The 16,755-nt window shown below is 44.9% G+C and carries 21 protein-coding genes; 8 read left to right on the forward strand and 13 right to left on the reverse strand.

Going from position 1 to position 16,755, the window contains the following annotated elements:
• The 5 genes from BOC67_RS24985 to BOC67_RS25005 form a co-directional block, all read left to right on the forward strand.
• On the forward strand, window positions 1–704 hold a 704-nt coding region (locus tag BOC67_RS24985; protein WP_291914920.1), incomplete at its 5' end, for an FAD-binding oxidoreductase.
• 50 nt (window positions 705–754) lie between these two features.
• A complete protein-coding gene (map, locus tag BOC67_RS24990) occupies window positions 755–1,519 on the forward strand; it encodes a type I methionyl aminopeptidase (protein WP_291914922.1) in 765 nt (254 codons plus the stop codon).
• 205 nt (window positions 1,520–1,724) lie between these two features.
• Window positions 1,725–2,162: a DUF6010 family protein gene (locus BOC67_RS24995; protein WP_291914924.1), complete on the forward strand. Its 438-nt coding sequence runs from the start codon at window positions 1,725–1,727 to the stop codon at window positions 2,160–2,162.
• A 1-nt stretch (window position 2,163) separates the two neighbouring features.
• Complete coding sequence (locus tag BOC67_RS25000) at window positions 2,164–2,628, forward strand: hypothetical protein (protein WP_291914926.1); 465 nt, start codon at window positions 2,164–2,166, stop codon at window positions 2,626–2,628.
• On the forward strand, window positions 2,628–2,948 hold the full coding sequence (locus BOC67_RS25005) for a DUF3817 domain-containing protein (protein ID WP_291914928.1): 321 nt from the start codon (window positions 2,628–2,630) through the stop codon (window positions 2,946–2,948). Before BOC67_RS25000 ends, BOC67_RS25005 begins: the two co-directional genes overlap by 1 nt.
• A gap of 210 nt (window positions 2,949–3,158) precedes the next feature.
• Here BOC67_RS25005 and BOC67_RS25010 read toward each other — a convergent pair whose 3' ends face one another.
• The 11 genes from BOC67_RS25010 to BOC67_RS25060 form a co-directional block, all read right to left on the reverse strand.
• Window positions 3,159–3,833: a hypothetical protein gene (locus tag BOC67_RS25010; RefSeq protein WP_291914930.1), complete on the reverse strand. Its 675-nt coding sequence runs from the start codon at window positions 3,831–3,833 to the stop codon at window positions 3,159–3,161.
• A 4-nt stretch (window positions 3,834–3,837) separates the two neighbouring features.
• A complete protein-coding gene (locus BOC67_RS25015; RefSeq protein WP_291914932.1) occupies window positions 3,838–4,749 on the reverse strand; it encodes a relaxase/mobilization nuclease domain-containing protein in 912 nt (303 codons plus the stop codon).
• Window positions 4,730–5,092 (reverse strand): plasmid mobilization relaxosome protein MobC, encoded by a 363-nt coding sequence (mobC, locus tag BOC67_RS25020; RefSeq protein WP_291914934.1) that lies wholly within the window; start codon window positions 5,090–5,092, stop codon window positions 4,730–4,732. The genes BOC67_RS25015 and mobC overlap by 20 nt, the downstream gene beginning before the upstream one ends.
• 72 nt (window positions 5,093–5,164) lie before the next feature.
• Window positions 5,165–6,118: a toprim domain-containing protein gene (locus BOC67_RS25025; RefSeq protein WP_291914936.1), complete on the reverse strand. Its 954-nt coding sequence runs from the start codon at window positions 6,116–6,118 to the stop codon at window positions 5,165–5,167.
• A gap of 70 nt (window positions 6,119–6,188) precedes the next feature.
• Window positions 6,189–7,238, reverse strand: a complete 1,050-nt coding sequence (locus tag BOC67_RS25030) for an AAA family ATPase (protein WP_291914938.1) — start codon at window positions 7,236–7,238, stop codon at window positions 6,189–6,191.
• A complete protein-coding gene (locus tag BOC67_RS25035; RefSeq protein ID WP_099372537.1) occupies window positions 7,235–7,534 on the reverse strand; it encodes a helix-turn-helix domain-containing protein in 300 nt (99 codons plus the stop codon). Before BOC67_RS25035 ends, BOC67_RS25030 begins: the two co-directional genes overlap by 4 nt.
• Window positions 7,535–7,698: 164 nt before the next feature.
• Window positions 7,699–8,601, reverse strand: a complete 903-nt coding sequence (locus tag BOC67_RS25040; RefSeq protein ID WP_291914944.1) for a hypothetical protein — start codon at window positions 8,599–8,601, stop codon at window positions 7,699–7,701.
• Between the two features lie 3 nt (window positions 8,602–8,604).
• Complete coding sequence (locus BOC67_RS25045) at window positions 8,605–9,936, reverse strand: site-specific integrase (protein ID WP_291914945.1); 1,332 nt, start codon at window positions 9,934–9,936, stop codon at window positions 8,605–8,607.
• Between the two features lie 221 nt (window positions 9,937–10,157).
• On the reverse strand, window positions 10,158–11,015 hold the full coding sequence (locus BOC67_RS25050; protein ID WP_291914946.1) for a phosphatase PAP2 family protein: 858 nt from the start codon (window positions 11,013–11,015) through the stop codon (window positions 10,158–10,160).
• Window positions 11,016–11,026: 11 nt separating this feature from the next.
• On the reverse strand, window positions 11,027–11,431 hold the full coding sequence (locus BOC67_RS25055; RefSeq protein WP_291914947.1) for an NUDIX domain-containing protein: 405 nt from the start codon (window positions 11,429–11,431) through the stop codon (window positions 11,027–11,029).
• A 17-nt stretch (window positions 11,432–11,448) separates the two neighbouring features.
• On the reverse strand, window positions 11,449–12,117 hold the full coding sequence (locus BOC67_RS25060; RefSeq protein WP_291914949.1) for a Crp/Fnr family transcriptional regulator: 669 nt from the start codon (window positions 12,115–12,117) through the stop codon (window positions 11,449–11,451).
• A gap of 109 nt (window positions 12,118–12,226) precedes the next feature.
• Here BOC67_RS25060 and BOC67_RS25065 point away from each other — a divergent pair, with 109 nt between their 5' ends.
• On the forward strand, window positions 12,227–13,930 hold the full coding sequence (locus BOC67_RS25065; RefSeq protein WP_291914950.1) for a chloride channel protein: 1,704 nt from the start codon (window positions 12,227–12,229) through the stop codon (window positions 13,928–13,930).
• A gap of 112 nt (window positions 13,931–14,042) precedes the next feature.
• Here the strand turns inward: BOC67_RS25065 and BOC67_RS25070 are convergent, their stop codons facing one another.
• Window positions 14,043–14,618 carry an NADPH-dependent FMN reductase gene (locus BOC67_RS25070; protein WP_291914951.1) on the reverse strand — a complete coding sequence of 192 codons (576 nt, stop codon included), beginning with the start codon at window positions 14,616–14,618 and terminating at the stop codon, window positions 14,043–14,045.
• Window positions 14,619–14,817: 199 nt separating this feature from the next.
• Here BOC67_RS25070 and BOC67_RS25075 point away from each other — a divergent pair, with 199 nt between their 5' ends.
• The gene (locus BOC67_RS25075; RefSeq protein WP_291914952.1) at window positions 14,818–15,213 is read left to right on the forward strand and encodes a helix-turn-helix domain-containing protein; all 396 of its coding nucleotides are present in this window, start codon (window positions 14,818–14,820) and stop codon (window positions 15,211–15,213) included.
• 113 nt (window positions 15,214–15,326) lie between these two features.
• Here BOC67_RS25075 and BOC67_RS25080 read toward each other — a convergent pair whose 3' ends face one another.
• On the reverse strand, window positions 15,327–16,073 hold the full coding sequence (locus tag BOC67_RS25080; RefSeq protein ID WP_291914954.1) for a DUF4184 family protein: 747 nt from the start codon (window positions 16,071–16,073) through the stop codon (window positions 15,327–15,329).
• A 131-nt stretch (window positions 16,074–16,204) separates the two neighbouring features.
• On the opposite strand from BOC67_RS25080, the gene BOC67_RS25085 reads away from it, so the two are divergent.
• Window positions 16,205–16,738, forward strand: a complete 534-nt coding sequence (locus BOC67_RS25085) for a YceI family protein (protein WP_291914956.1) — start codon at window positions 16,205–16,207, stop codon at window positions 16,736–16,738.
• Window positions 16,739–16,755 lie beyond the last annotated feature (17 nt).

Here is a 16,755-nt window from a genome sequence, read left to right on the forward strand (position 1 = left end):
TCATGGTCAAGATTAAAGTTAATGAATCAATTCATAACTCTAATTCTTATGGCCGAAGTTCGGGGAAGTCTACATTATCTCCATCAGTAAAGAAAATTAGGATGTCCGGAGTCTTTGATAAAGTAAAATTGACTGTTGGTGCATATATTGATTTCAGAGTAACAGAAACCGAAGCCAGACGCTACACGGTTTCAAATTTTGATAGGAAAACACAAAGTATGGAGTTTATCGTTCACCTTCATGGCAAAGGTTGTGGCGCTGATTATATGAATGCCTTGCAACCGGGCGACGTACTCTCTTTAAATAAACCTAGTACGATGATAAAATATTATGATTCATCCTTTCAGCAATACATTATTTTTGGAGATGAGTCTTCTTTGGGATTGGCACAATCATTTGCTCCTGTATTAAAGCAAAACAAGCATATATTTCAGTTTATTTTTGAATTAGACGAGGAAAATCTAATAATTCCTGAAATCTTGGGACTGAAGTCGGTTATTGTTTATCCCAAAACAGGATTATTTAAAAACGAGGAATGGATAAAGCAATTGCCCGTATTTCCTCTTCAAAATGAAGATCATATCAAGTTTATCCTCACAGGAAATGTAAAATCAGCTCAAACCTTTAGAAAAGTTATTAAAGATACAACGAAGAGCAAAGTATATCTGCATGGCTATTGGTTAGAAGGCAAAAAAGGATTATAAAGGTTAATATTTATTACATTTGCAATGTAAACGCAACAATCTAAATAAAAATGTCCATAACAAAACACGAAGAATTAATAGGAATGCAGAAAGTAAGCGAGGTAGTTGCTTACACTTTGAAAGAAATGCGGAACTATGCAAGACCCGGTATCACTACAAAGCAACTAGACGACTTTGGTGCGAAAATACTTTCGGATTTCGGTGCAAAATCCGCACCGTATCTGACGTATGGCTTTCCGGGATGGACTTGCATAAGTGTGAACAATGAATTTTGCCACGGCATTCCGTCCGAGAAAAGAATATTAAAAGAGGGCGATTTGGTAAACATTGACGTTTCTGCCGAACTTAACGGCTTTTGGTCGGATAATGGTAGTTCATTTGTGCTTGGAGAAGACATCTACCAACATCAAAAATTGGTGGATGCATCCAAAGAAATCCTGCAAAAAGCTATCAGTAATATTAAAGGAGGGGTTAAGATTTCAGAAGTTGGGCACATCATGGAAACCGAAGCCAAGAAAAGAGGTTTCAAGGTCGTTAAAAATTTGGGTGGACACGGCATCGGAAGGGGTTTGCACGAACAACCCGATGAAATAATGAACTACAAAAACCGATTTGACCAAAGACGGTTTAGAAAAAATTCAGTGGTTGCCATTGAAACGTTTATTACCACAACTTCAACCTATGCAACAGAGTTAAATGACGGTTGGACAATGGTGGGAAACAAAGGTGGTTTTATGGCGCAACACGAACATACCATCGTTGTTACAGACGGTAAACCGATGATTCTAACTGAGATGAATGGGATTTGGAATTAATACACATACCCCATAACTCAAAAATACGTTACCAGTTATTCTGACGATTGCGCTTATAGTTGAACTTTTGCTCGTTCTTCTGTTTACATTCCTATTTAAAGTAACTTAAAATCCATTTAGACAGTTTGAAATCATTTTTTTCTTCAAAAACATACTAATTAGTATGTTTTTTTTATCTTTGTATTCAAACATAAAAACAAGAAATATGCATACACATCATCACACCATTCCAGAATTTACAATCATCAATGCAATAGCTGCGGTGCTGATTGGGTTCGTGTTTATCATCATCATGTCGTTTGTAAAAGAACCATCCCGACAAAAGATCAACGCCATCATCATTGCCGGTGCAGGCGGAGTTTACTGGAGCGGCGGATTAGGCATCTGGGAATATGTATTTGGTGCCACCATGCTATTTGTTGCTTTCAAAGCCCTCAAGCACTACTATTTCATAGGTATTGGTTGGCTGATGCATACAGGCTGGGACATTATGCATCATCTATATGGTGATCCCATCATTCACTTTGCACCACTTTCGTCTGCCGGTTGTGCCGTGTGCGACGCAGTATTAGCCATTTGGTTTTTCTTTGGTGCACCTACCATTTGGGGCGTATTCAGAAAACAAAAAACAATTACGGCATAAAATGTATTCAACTTTATTAGTCTTTCACTCTTTAATTCGCTGGCTTGTTCTTGCCTTTTTGTTGTATTCTATTTACAGAGCATTTGTTGGTTATTTGAACGACAAGCCTTTTTCCAAAACGGACAATGCTTTTCGCCACTGGACGGCTACGGTTGCCCATATTCAACTAATGATTGGCATCATCCTTTATACGCAGAGTCCGATAGTCAAATATTTTTGGAAGGAAAAGGAAAGTAGTTTTCAAAACTTAGAGCTGACTTTTTATGGTTTAATTCATATTATTTTAATGCTAACGGCTATTGTGCTGGTAACTATCGGCTCGGCAAAGGCAAAGCGACAGCAAACGGACAAGAAGAAATTTAAGACAATGCTTGTTTGGTTTACCATTGGCTTAATCCTCATTTTCGTAGCCATTCCCTGGCCGTTTTCACCCTTATCAGGCAGACCTAATTTCAGAATATTTTAATGATGAAAAAACTTTTCACTACATCTATCGGACGTTTACGAATCCTTGCCATCTTAGAAGGCATATCATTACTGGTCTTGGTTTTTATTGCCGTACCCTTGAAGCATTTTTGGGATGTTCCCAGCTTGTCAAAATCGCTTGGCCCCATCCACGGTGCCTTATTTTTGCTCTTTGCATTTAATGCTTTGCGTGTAGGCGTTGAACAAAATTGGAAATTTAAAGAAACAACTTGGAAAGTTCTTGTTGCTTGTTTCGTTCCATTCGGGACATTCTATATTGACTACAAAATTCTTCGTAACATACCGACAGACGAAAAGTAACCGACAGAAAAAGGGCTGCTGGTAACATAGGCTTGGCAAAAGGGCGGGTGAAGTGCAAAATTGAAACTTTCTGCATTATTGAGCCGCCGAATGTGTTTCACATTCAGCTTTTTTAACTAATTTAGCTTCTGTGAAAACACATCGGCTACGTTACTGCTAAATTGAATGTTTCGTCCAATTTTATCCGCCACTTCGCCAATGCGTTTCCCGTTATTCAGTATTTCTTAAATCTTTAATCTCCTGACGTTTTCGATATATACTGTTTAATAATTTATTTTCCTCTTCTCTTTTAATCACCAAATCATGGAATTTATCAGGATCAAGAGAGTAGGTTGAATCGATATGAAATGTAACATTGGGTAGATCCAATTCCATCATACGATAGCGCATCTCATACGATTTTCTATTGTTCAATTGTTTGTTTTTCTCATATATAGTTCCTAAACCCACTGAGATGAGGATTGACAATAATATCATTACAATGACCACTGGCGTGGACTTTAGATCAATCCCATAATGATGTTTTACATTGAACTGATCAGGGATTTCAGCGAGTTTTGAAGCAATTTCTTTTTCCTTATCAACCAATCTGTTGACCTCTTGCCCTGTAGCATCGGCAATCTGAACAGCCAGATTCTGCAAGGAGCCATAATCCTTAACGATCCTTGACAGTACATCATTTTCACGCTTCATAAAAGTCTGTATCTGGCGTAACAGTTCCTGATCCTTTGCGCGTGTATCATGAAATTCCTTCATATTCTTCTCGTTTTCGGAAAGCAGGGATACAATTGTCGGCATGATCCGTACGATGTCCTGTGTAATAAGGTCTGTATTCTCCTCTAAGGTGTTCACCTGTTGCTGTAAGTTTTCTAATTCGGTGCGCATATTCTTAACGTTTTAGCCTGTAGTTTTCTTTCTTTTTTCTTTTTTTGATAAATGGATCTTCCTGCTCCGGTGCAATTTCAGGGATCGAAAACAGAGCGGATGTTAAGTAACCTATGGCCTCCCCGATATTTGTGTCCATAGACCGGTTTGTCGAAACATTGCTTTCCATTCGATGGGTTTGTTCCATAGCGTTATCTATTCCATTTAAAGCCCTGTCGATCTGTCCATAGCTCAATGAGCGGTCAATGGCTGATCCCCGAAATGTCTGTCCGTTTTTGCTAAATGAAATACCCTGAACCTCATCTGAACCAGATCTGTACTTGAACTGCATTTCCATACCTCTGTAGCGGAGAAAGCTTTGTAGTTCGTTCCAGTTCTTGCTGTTGCGAATGCCCGCCTTCACGGTATCGTAAATCTGGTATCTTGTCCTGTCATTTCCTTTGAGCCTTCCCCTGTTGACGTTCTGCTTCCCCTCGGACTGCTTAAAACCATACAGGGCATTGATTTCCTTGCAGGCCTTAAAACTCTTATACCGCTGATTGCTGTTGGATATGGTCTTGCCCTGATCGTTCACCCGATTGTAAATGATATGGATATGATCGTGCTGACGGTCGAAATGGCGAACCATCAGGTACTGGGTATCCCTGATCCCCATTTTGGAGAGGTAGCGTTTAGCAGATGATACCATGATATCGTTGTTCAGCATATTCTTATCTGCTGTATTCCACGATAGTATAATGTGTCCTACGGCTTTGCCCAATCTGGGGTTCAGCATCCGCTGAAAATTAAAGTCCTGTACAATGGTCTTTGCCGAATCCGTCCGCAATCCATTTGCATGAATAATCTTGCTGTCTTTCTTTAATACATATCCCACACATCCGCCGAATGATCGCCCCTCAATTATCTTCGCTATCATGGTGCAACAGTTTATCGATACAGTGGTTGATATGGCTGATCGTATTCCGGCACTCCGTTACCACGTCGAGCAATCCTGTCTGGTGGGCTTTTTTAGTTAGCTGATTGAGATTCTTGGAAGCTCCTGCGATTGCTCTGAACGCTTTCAGCTGCTGCTCGGTAAACCTTGGTACTATCTTTCTCAGGATAGCACTTTTGCGCACCCATTCCGATTTGCTCATACCTGCGGTCTCTGCGTTCTGCAGAACTCTGTTATGTTCCGTTTCATCAAAGCGGACATTGATCCTGAACTTCTTTTTATTTTCGAGTGCGGGTCTTCCGCCTTTCTTCTTTGTGTCTTTCATTTTGTTTGTTCTTTTAGCCGTGACCATCGGGAGCGAATAGGTTTTGGGGTCACCAAAACACAACCTTGCTTCCTACCTATTCGATAATTTTCTGCCAGTATGGCGATTTTCGATTTTGGTGTCGGATAGACCATGCACCAGATAATCGTTCACGTCTTTTATCATACTGTTCCTGTGCTGTAGTTCCTGTATCCCGTTTTTGAGGCCGTGGGTTTTTCCAAAGCGGATTTCCAAGTCCCTGTAAGCCTTTGTTCCCGACTCGTCAGTGTCCAGATAACTGACGATAGTTTTGTGCCGTTCCAAAAACGGGAATGACCTTTTCAGGTGGGCGGTGGTGTTCAGGATGCAATAATCTGTAGGTGGAAACGGTCGGTCTGCAATCTTCCTTAGTGTCAAAAAAGAAAGCCAGTCCATAAATCCCTCGAACAGCATAACCCTGTCGCTTCCGTTGTCTACGGTGGTGATGTCCTTTGTCATTAACGACCGTTTGTCATAGGGGTTGCGCAGTTCAAACCCTCCCGAATCATTGGCAGAGCATACGGCAAAATACGTCTGCCCGTTTGCCGTCCGGTAGTAGATTTCCTTGCAGAAAGCCCTGGCAATATCGGGGTCGATCATACGCTCATTGGACAGATAGCCGAGCAATGCTTTGTTTTCAAGCGGTTTTACGGACAGTATCGTGTAGCCCGTATCTTTTTCTGTCTGTACTGCGTGCCGACTATCCAGAACGGTCTGCTGTTGAAAAGAAAGGATATTTTTTCTTTCATCAGCCCACTCCAAGACTTTAGCGAGTTCGGACGTGCCTAAGAACTTCATCAGGAAATCAATGTTGTTCCCACCGATACCCTCGGAAGGGGAGTACCATATATTCTGATGTACGTCTACCTTTGTCGATGCCGTCCGTTCATCCCCTCCGTTAAAGGGGTTCTTAAACCATGCTTCCCTGCTGTTCATCTTGGCACACGGAATCTGTAAATGCTGTAATATGGATATGAGCGGTATTCGCTTTAATTCTTCACATGTCATATTCTTGATTTTTAGAGAGGTTTAGTTTAGTCTATCTATATATAGGGGCAGACTAAACTAAACCTGTTTTTCAGTAATAAAATTCGGGGTTGAACCGATAGGTCTTGTCGTTCTTGACAATCATCCTTTTGTTTTCAAGGAACGTCTTTAGCTGTTTTGCCTTGTTCGTTCCGAAATTGAACCCATGTGCCAAATACCCCTCCTGTAGCTTGCTCACGAAGTCGCCATAACTACACGTTATTTCTCCGTCAGTGAACAACGCCTGTAACACCTCCCGGTGATTATCGGCAGACAGTTCCTGATAATCGAAGCCTTTCCTTGCTTTGGGGATTGCCATTTCCAGATTCTCTTCCAGTCGGGGCAAACCGTCCTCGATATAGAATGCGAACGGCTCAAATTCGATGTCACGGATAAACTTCGGCGATACGATGCTGGAATTTGCGTCCAGATCGTTTTTGCTGATCTGTAGGACAGTTTCTGCCTTGTTGTTGATTTCCGTTCCCAGATGCCCCCGTGTATTGTCATCGCCTTTGTTGAGGTGCAGGACAACGTGGATATGCACATTGAGTTCTTGTGACCATTTCATGAGCTTACCCGTTATTTCGGTGGCTTCGGTGGCATTGTTGATGTCAAAGACAAGGTCACGGATGCCGTCAATGACGACCAGTCCGATCTTGCCTGCGTACTTGAAAAGTGCGTATTCGATGATGTCGATACGCTCTTTGGTAGGGTACTCCCGCAGAGCGATAAAATTCAGGTTCTCGTGGACTTCGGTCGTTGGATAGCCTTTGAGTTTATAAACTCTCGAAAGAAGCCTGTGGCAATGGTATTTCCCTTGCTCGGTATCGCAGTACAGCACCATGGGGCGGTTGCGTGGCACGTCCACCTTGTACTGTAATATCTGCTTTCTGCTCAATGCCGATGCGATTAACGAAATGACGTTGAATGTCTTTCTGCTCTTTGCCTTTCCCGTAGAGGCACTGAAATTCCCAAGTGTCCCGATGACGGAATCCGAACTGCATATCTTTATCATGATGGGTGGCTCTAAAAATTTATCTGTAATCCTGACCAGTGAGCGGTCGAACGCTTCAACGGTCTCCTGCTTGAACGGCATCATCATTTACCTCCCCTGTTATGGTTGAAGTTCGTCATGGATGCCATAACGTCTTCTTTGTTGAAGTAAATGCGTTTTCCCATACGTCTGTACGGAATACGTCCCTGCTTCATCCATTCGGTCAGGCTCACAAGTGAAATATCCAGTTCGTCCGCCATTTCCTTTTTGGTCAATAGTTTTGCTGTCTGTGGTTTCTGTGGATTGTCAGCCGTCTTCTTGACGTCTGTAATGAAAAGGTGCAGTTCCTCCCTTACGGCATCCTTGATGCAGTCTTTGAGGGCTTTTTGGTCGAGTAAAATCATACTTTGCTCATGTTTATCAATGTAAGAATGTCGAAGTCGTGGCCACTTTCTTCGAGTGAGTTAACATGGGCAAAGTTGGGAAGTACACAAATCAAAAATCCCCTCAAAATTAATTTTGAGGGGATTTTTGATTTGCAAATTACTGAAAAACAGACGTATGTGTTTTACGTATATATTCTATCAGATTCTTTAATATTGAAGTATTTACTCCTGTTTTTTGATTTGAGCATCTCTTTTCCTAAGTTGTCCTTAAAGTAATCAAGTATCGTATCGTAGCTAAGTAGTTGACGGTTGTCTTCTTTGCTGTTTGTGTGAGACAATGTGAAATAGTTATGGATCAATCTTGCCCATAATTCAGGCTTTGCCGATAGGAAATTACTATTTGTTCTGGGAACTTTTAAGTCTTTCAATTGCATGAAAAGGTCAATTAATAGTTTTTGGTCTCCGTTCAAAATTGCAATCCTATATTCCGGAGCAACATTTTTCAATTGATTCTGCAAATCCTTTACGGTTGACTGTTCTTTTTCCAAAAGCACCTCCAATTTATTTTTCTGCTCAATGATCCGCTGATATTCTATAAAAAACTGGTCAGAACCCCTCTCGTCAAACAGTAATTTGGACAATACGGATTTTGTGTCGTTGGTATTCTGCCAGTTCATTATTTCCTGCACATAGGAGACGGACTGCCGTAAACGTTCTTCGTTGGTCACCGTCAGACCCCATCTGTCCACCTCTTTAAGGGCTTCCCGAAATCTGGTCAATTTGTGTATCCTTGTCTTAGATCGTGTATTGTAGTAGTATAACGTTTCCCGTGATTTCCTGTCCTTATCGACAATTTCCAGTACTTTTGCTAAAAACGATTCTTCATTGCCGTCAGGGTTACATGCGAGGTAGTACTTTTTATGGTGTTGATAGAAAGGGATATATTCCTGTTCGGTTATGTTAAATATCCGCATGACAAAATACCCCGAAATGTGGATAGGATTCATATTGAACAACGGTCCTATATCAAATCTGTTCTTTCGTTTTCTCCATGTTTTTCTCAACTTAAAGTATTTTTCGTCCATAACTCAAAATTTATTTAGTGCATCGATTAACGAATCAGTGCTTGCCGATTCGTATTTCATTAAAGTCCGTATATCGGAATGTGCCGTTAGTTTCTGTACAAGCGTGATCGGTACGTTCCTGCTCAATAGGTTTGTGACCATTGACCGCCTGCCGACATGGCTCGATAGAAAATCGTACTTCTTTTTTTCTATCACCAGTTTTTGCTTGCCCGAATATCTCGTTATCTTTATGGTTTCGTTCAGCCCTGCCAGTTTTCCGACCGTTTTAATATATTCATTGAACTTCTGGTTCGATATCTTGGGTACTTTGTAGCCGATACGCTCCAGAATATCCTTTGCGGGGGCGATGTATCCCTCGAAAGGTACGATTACCCTTTTCTTGACCTTGATCGAAATAAAGTCCCAAGCATTGTTCTTGATGTCTTTTTCGTCAAAGTTGATCAGATCCTCAAACCTCTGCCCTGTGTAGCACAATAGACAGAACAGATCCCGTACCCTTTCCAGACTGGGCTTGTCCGAAAGATCATGGTTCAGTATCTTTTCAATTTCCTTTTCAGACAGCGCAATGATTTCGTTATATGCTTTCTTTTTAAAATTTGTTTTCTGTGTCTTAAAAACATCGGGATGCACCAAATAATCATTGTCGTTGCACCACTTTAGAAATACCTTTAAAGTGGATATGTACTTGTGTATGGTATCATTCAGCAAGCCTGTCTTATCATCATCGTTCGTGTTCTTTTTCTTGCTTAGAAATACCTCAAACTGATCGAGAAATTTACCGTCCATTTCCCTAAGGATCAGTTTTGTTCCCTTTTGCTTCTCAAAATCCTCCAATCCCTTAAAGACTGTCCGGTATTCTTTTAACGTACCCTCTTTGACAAAATTGGATTTGTAGGAAAGGAACTGGGTTTTCAGGTGGGAAATGGATATTTCGCTATTGACGGCATTGTCCCTGTCAATACAGTCCTGTACAATCTGTTTATAATCCTCTTTGGAAAGAAACTGGTTTGTGTCTTTTTTGCGCATTGCTTCCCTTGTACAACAGTTTGCAAGGTTGTTCAGTTCGACATTGAACTCCAATGCACCGCTGACACTTGGCTTCATCCGCTCCTTTTCAAAGTCCCAGTTCTTGGGCAGTATCTTGTAGTTGGTTCTGTATTTTATCCTGCAGGACTTATCCGGCGAAAAGAAAAGATACAGCGCAGTCGGGGATGGATTCCAGAACTTCTGTGCAAGGTTTTTCTTTTTTCCTCCAACCTTGGCTAGTTCCTGCTTGGTCTTTTCAGGGGCAACGTTGGGATTATACGGCTTATCTAAATAAAAATTCACTTTCATATTTCTCGGACATATTTCGGACAGAAATGCTTAATATTACCATATTTCACCTTTGTAAAGGTAGGTAAAGTTAAGAATTAATTTTTATAAATACCTAATAATCAGATTGAAATATAATAAATGGAATTAAGCTATGATAAGGGTTCGAATCCTGCCACCCCGACTTAAAAAAAGCCTTACAGTCCACACTGTAAGGCTTTTTTCTTGTTATAAAGTATTCACTATCGCAACAGCAACTGCATCGCCTTCTTCCGCTCCAACTCCCGGTGATGCCGGAACACGCTCTTCGTTACAAAATGCCCTAACGACATCCCGATCAACACATCGCTGCTCCAGTGCCGGTTCTCATACAGCCGCGTAACCCCCGTCAAACCCGCAATGCTATACGCCACCCACGGCACCCACGGATGATCCTTGCCGTATAATTCCGCAATGGCCGTAGCTACCGTCATCACCGTGTTGCTATGCCCGGAAGGGAAAGAGGTATGCTGCTTGTCGCCGCTGAACGGCGCGTTAAAGTTGAACGGACTGTCGTAATACGTCGGGCGCCCTCTTCTCACCACGCTCTTAATAACCGTATAAATAGCCGTAGATATCAACAACGATTTTGCTGCCATCAGCCCGCCGCTTTCCAGCTTGCGGTCTTTGGTGATCACGCCCGCCACATACATACCCGCTACAATATAAGGCGCATAAGCATTCCCGAAAGGTTCTATCTGGTCCGTCACGCTGGTCCAGAAGTTGGTTTGATTGTGTATAAACACCTGCTTTATTTCATAATCGCTCGCCAGCAAAACCCCCGTTAAGCCAACTAACGCTCCCGCCTGTACGAAGTTTTTACGTTCCCAGTGAAACGGCCTGGCAACAGTGTATTTGGCGTCATCCCAAATGCTGCGCAAATAAGTGCCATTGATCCGGTATAAAATAGTGGTGTCAGTAGCACTAAGCGGCAGCGTAACCGTATCCGGTACGGCCAATGCAACCGCCATATCTCCCGCCGCCCTGCCGGCTTCCTCCTGCGCATATAATCCGCCTCCCGCTAGCAGCAACAGTAATAAACTAAGTATCCTTTTTTTCATAGTATCCGGTATCAATCAATTAACCCATCTGCCTGTAATTTACGAAACGCCGCCAGCACGCCAGGCACCTGGTGCTGCTCCCCGCTGTAGTCAGCAGGACTAAAAAACCGGATGGCTTCAATTTCCGCCGTAGGCCGTGGAGTGGCTGTCAGTTGACACAAATAGGTATGCTGCTTCATCAACTTATTGACTTCGCCAAAGGCAGGCGCTTCTATGTAATAATACTCCTGCAATTGCTCGGGAGTAAGTTCGAGGTTAAGCTCTTCTTTAATTTCACGCCGGATGGCCTGCAGATTGGTTTCCCCCGGATCTACCTTGCCGCCGGGCAGGTACCAGGCTTGTTTGTTGCGACTAAAAGCGAGTAATAGTTTCCTGTTTTCCAGTGCAATGAGTCCTACACAATTGATGTATTCCATCCTGCAAAAATAACTCATTATTCAATGAGCTTTCGCAGGCGCTTTTCATCCCGGATAGTTATTTCTTTCCCTGAAACGGCAACAATCCCTTCATCCACCCACTCATTAAGTATCTTAAACAACGTTTCATAAGTAGTGCCGGCAAAAGATGCAATTTCCTGCCTGCTCAGCGTACTTTGGATAGTGCCATGCACGGAAGTGCCGAATATCTTCGAAAGCCTGATCAACGCATTCGCCATCCTGCTTTTGGCGCTCATATGCACCATGTCCCGCATGCCCTGCTCCGCACGTTGCAGCTCATTGCCGTAAAACAGCACCATTTGATAGGCCAGCTCATGGTTTACCAATAAAGTCGTGTGGAAAAACTCCGATGTAATAAAACAGGCCTCCACATCCTCAATAGCCGTAGCCGTTACAGGGTAATAATGATCTTCCCCCAAACCCCTGTGCCCCAGTATATCCCCCGCAGCGGCGAACTTCACAATCAGGTCCTTGTTGTCATCTCCCCACTTCTTATGCACCTTCACCCGGCCGGAATGCATAAAATAAACCCCTTTTACCGCCTCCTTTTCATGAAAAATGACCTCGTTCTTCCTGAAATGCCGGATGGTGGCGTTCGTGGCAATAGCCGCCTGCCATTCGGCCAAACTGTGCTGGCAAAGGAAACAATGTTGATGTAAATCCATGAGTTACATATAAAATTTATTGCCTGGGCAATAAAAAAATCATTAAAAGTGATAATTAATCTTGTTTAAATATTGCCAAGGCAATATTTTTGCACAAAAATACGCTATAATGAGCCACAAAAATAGGAAGCAGGCAGTATTTATTGCCCCTTCACTGGATAAATCAGCCTATGACCTCAAAAAAACTACAGGAAACGCAGTATCAGTAAGATTGTTTTATGTATGTGTGCAGGTAGTGATCAACGCAGTCATCATTGGCTTCATCGCCAAAGGATTGGTGGCGCTGATCAACCTGATTACCAACTTCTCCTTCTACGGAAAATTTTCCTTCGCAGAAGCCAGCCCCGCTCATAACCAGCTCGGTTTATGGGTGATCGTTATCCCCATCATCGGCGCTGTAATCATTGGTATCATGGCGCGACTCGGATCCGCCGCCATCCGCGGCCACGGTATCCCCGAAGCCATGGAGCAGGTACTCACCAACGAAAGTAAAATCAAACCGGTGATCACCATACTCAAACCCTTGTCCGCCGCGATCTCCATCGGTACGGGTGGCCCGTTCGGCGCGGAAGGTCCCATCATCTCCACCGGCGGCGCTTTCGGCTCATTCGCCGGCCAGATCATGAAGATATCTCCCAACGAACGTAAAATCATGCTCACCGCCGGCGCCACCTCCGGTATGGCCGCCATCTTCGGGACGCCCGTAGCCGCCGTGCTGCTGGCAATCGAACTCCTGTTGTTCGAATTCAGTCCTAAAACCATCATCCCCGTTGCCCTGGCATGCGCCACCGGCACCGCCATGCACATCGCTATGTTCGGCTCCGGGCCCGTATTCCCGATGCCTGAACTGGCAGCGCCCACCCCTGCCGCCCTGGCATGGTACATCGGCATCGGCGCTGTCATTGGCGTATTGGCAGCACTGGTATCCAAAAGCATCTACCTCATCGAAGATATGTTTGAAAAACTACCTGTCCACTGGATGTGGTGGCCCGCCATCGGCGCCATTGCCATCGGTGTCGTAGGTTATTTTGCGCCTTATACACTCGGCGTAGGGTATAATAATATCACGGACCTCCTCAGCGGCAACCTCCCCTTGCAAATGGTGCTGGGCCTCTGTTTCATGAAGTTCCTTTCCTGGTCAATCTCCCTGGGCAGCGGCACCAGCGGCGGTACCCTCGCCCCGTTGCTCACCATCGGCGGCGCTACCGGCGTATTGATAGGGATGTTGGTAATGCAACTGGCGCCCAACAGCCAGATCAACCTCCCTACCTGCGCACTCATCGGTATGGCCGCCATGTTCGCCGGCGCAGCCAGGGCGCTGCTCACCGCCGTGATCTTCGCGTTCGAAGTAACCATGCAGCCACACGGCCTGCTGCCTTTACTCGGCGCATGTACCGCGTCCTTCTTCGTTTCATTCTTTATGATGAAGGGCACTATTATGACAGAAAAAATTCAACGCCGTGGCGTTGCCACGCCGGATGCATACGAACCGGATATCCTGCAGCGACTCAAAGCCGGTGAAGTAATGGCAGCTGCACGTCAGGAAGAAGAAGAAGCAAAGGACACAGCCATTTATGTTTATCCTGACACTCCACTGCATGTAGCAGTAGCGCTCATGAGCGAATACAAACTTGAAAGCCTTCCCGTACTCAACGCGGCAGATAATACCCAAATCGGCATTATCACGCCTGCCCTGGTGTTCGATGCCTATACCAACTTCCGGCAAACCGGAGAGCAACATCAGCAGGTTATCTCTGTAAAAAGAAGAAGAAATAAACTGCTTGTACGCGGAAGGCATCTTTTTAACCGCTAAAAAACAACTGCTGTTCAGCAGGAATCAAGACGGCAGCCGTTCACGGCTGCCGTTACTATTTTACACACAATAAATGTTCAGCAGTAAGCCGCTAAAAAAGAATATGGCAGCCTTATGCCTTATGAAAAGCTGGCGGATGCAGGTAAGCATCATCTTCCCTGGGCTGCGCTGCCACCGCCAGCAACGAATGCATCAGCCGGTCGATCGCTGTAAGCGTTTCCCCATGCGTAATCACACCTTCCGGGCTAATCTTCGTTTTAACCGCCGGTATCACCAACTGCATTTCCTCCCTCATCCTCGACTCAATAATCAGTAAGGTGCCTAACAAAGATTTATGGGCATGCACGCCGGAAGTCCCGGCAGTAATCAACCCCACCGGCTTTTTCGAAAACTCCATACTGGAAACCGTCCAGTCCAGCGCATTCTTCAAACTACCGGGCACGCCTATAGCATATTCAGGGGTGCAAATCAGCACCGCATCCGCCGCCCGCAGCTGCGCGCGGAACGCTGCCACCTCCGCAGGCGGCTGCTCATGGTCCAGGTCAGGGTTGAAATGCGGAAGCTCCGTCAAACCTTCAAACAAGGTAATCTCCGCCTGGGTTGCATACCGCTCCTTAATAGCCGCAATCAGCTGGTGATTGGTGGAGTGCTGCCTGGTGCTGCCTGAAATAGCCATAATCTTGATCATAGATAGTACTGTTAGTGACAGCAATATAAGCGATCAATGCGACAATGCGCCATATTCCACCTGCTGCAAACTTATAACGGCGCGGATGGATGTATTCATGGCTCGAAAGGTTTAAATTTGTAAAACAAAGGTAACGCTACCTAACCCGCAAATTCAATACTGCGGCGGATTGTAAGGAACAAAAAATGTAAGCAGGCATATGGCGAGTATAAAAAAGACCTCCACGAACCACATCAATAAAGAGATCATAATCGCAAGATGTTCCGAGGCTTACGCCATGGATATGATCGGCACCCGCTGGAAGCTCTCTGTTTTCTACCAGCTGAAAAATGGTCCCATGCGCTTCAGCGCCTTACGGGATAGTATCGGCAACGTAACAGACCGCATGCTGACCCTGCATCTGCGGGAAATGGAGCAGGACGGACTCGTGACCCGCACAGTGTACCCCGAAGTGCCGGCGCGCGTGGAATATTCCTTAACGGAAAGCGCCATGGAGTTGCAGCCGGTCTGGGAGTACCTCCGCGCATGGGGCAAACGGCATATGGACCGCCAGCAGGGCCAGGCCCCCGGTCCCCTGGTCAATAACCTGAAGTGATCAATTGATCGTTTGGCAGGCCCCTCTGTTTTTTTTAGGGGGGGAAGATTTAATGCTGTTGCGCCATACGGCACCGGTTACACCCACCCGCTTTCCGCGCCTTATGCCAGGTGCTACCTGCCCCCTGAAAGGCTTTCACCCTTACGCCAAAAGTCTATTGCGCCGGCTGCAAACAGCCCGTACATCACGCCCCCGAGGATGACCGCCAGGTAATCCAGCCCCTGGCAGGCAATGAAGTGTACCCGCTCATTCACCAACAGGATAATTACGGAGAGTATGGCCACCGCCGCCCAAAACAACACGGCAGGCCGGAAAGGAATCCTTTGGAAGGATGGCTTTGCAGGTATCTTAAAAAAGTAATAGAAAAGGACGATCAATCCTAAAACAGATGTTAAAATTTGCAGCATGTACCAGGCGGGTAACCGGCCCCAAAATCCCTGCAATGCCCCTATCAGGCCGACAAAATAACCGGAACCATGCGTAAAGGCGTCCAGGAACAGATGCGTCGTTATCCCCGCCAATACGGAATATAACACCACGAGGAATTGCTGTTTAAAATACCGGTGCCAGTTGAAATACCGGTATCGGGCTAGCCTGCCAGCCGCCCACCGGGGGGAATACCGCATGACCGGGTAACGCAGCCAGTGATGCCAGGCATAAGCCAGTAAAATGGCCAGGGGCAGGTCATACAGGAAAATGCCGGGCAGGTGGTGCCCGTCGTCCGCATAGGGATTTAAGCGGAAAAAATAAAGGAAATCCGGTACCATACTGCCAATAATCAACCCGGTCATAGAGGCGTACCGGCCCCTGATCTTATATAAAGGCGCCACTATAGCGGCGTGGGAAATCGTGAAAGGCATATCCGCAGCACTGATTTGGAATTATTTTTGGTAACTGGATGGAAATTCGTCCATCGTTTCCGGTAATTTATCCAAATATATTTACGTTATAACACTTAATTTTATAGTCTAATAGAAAAACTAGAAGAACCATGGCAACCTGGAAAATTGACGAAGCGCATAGCGAAATCGGCTTTAAAGTAAAACACCTGATGATCACAAATGTTAGCGGTTATTTTACCCGCTTTACAGGTGAAGTGAAGACAGAAAGTGATGACTTTCATGACGCAACTATAACTTTCGAAGCAGCGGCTGATAGTATTGATACTTCAAACGCACAACGCGACGAGCACCTGAAAAACGGTGAATTCTTCGATGCAACACATTTCCCTAAGATCAGCTTCGTATCTACCAAAGTTAAAAAACTGGAAGACAAACAAAATCACTATAGGGTATTGGGTAACCTGACCATCAAGGATCAGACGCACCCGATTGAACTGGAAGTGGAACACGGCGGTGTAATGAAAGACCCATGGGGTCAGGAAAAAGCCGGCTTTACCCTCAAAGGCCGTCTGCACCGTACTGATTACGGCCTGCGTTGGAACGCTACCACCGAAGCGGGCGGTTTCGTACTCAGCGATGAGGTGAAACTCAACATGGAAGTACAGCTGGTGAAAGCGCAGTAATGCCGCGCCTTCTCCTT

The organism is Chitinophaga sp. CB10 (assembly GCA_001870995.2).
In the GTDB taxonomy this organism is placed as follows: domain Bacteria; phylum Bacteroidota; class Bacteroidia; order Chitinophagales; family Chitinophagaceae; genus Chitinophaga.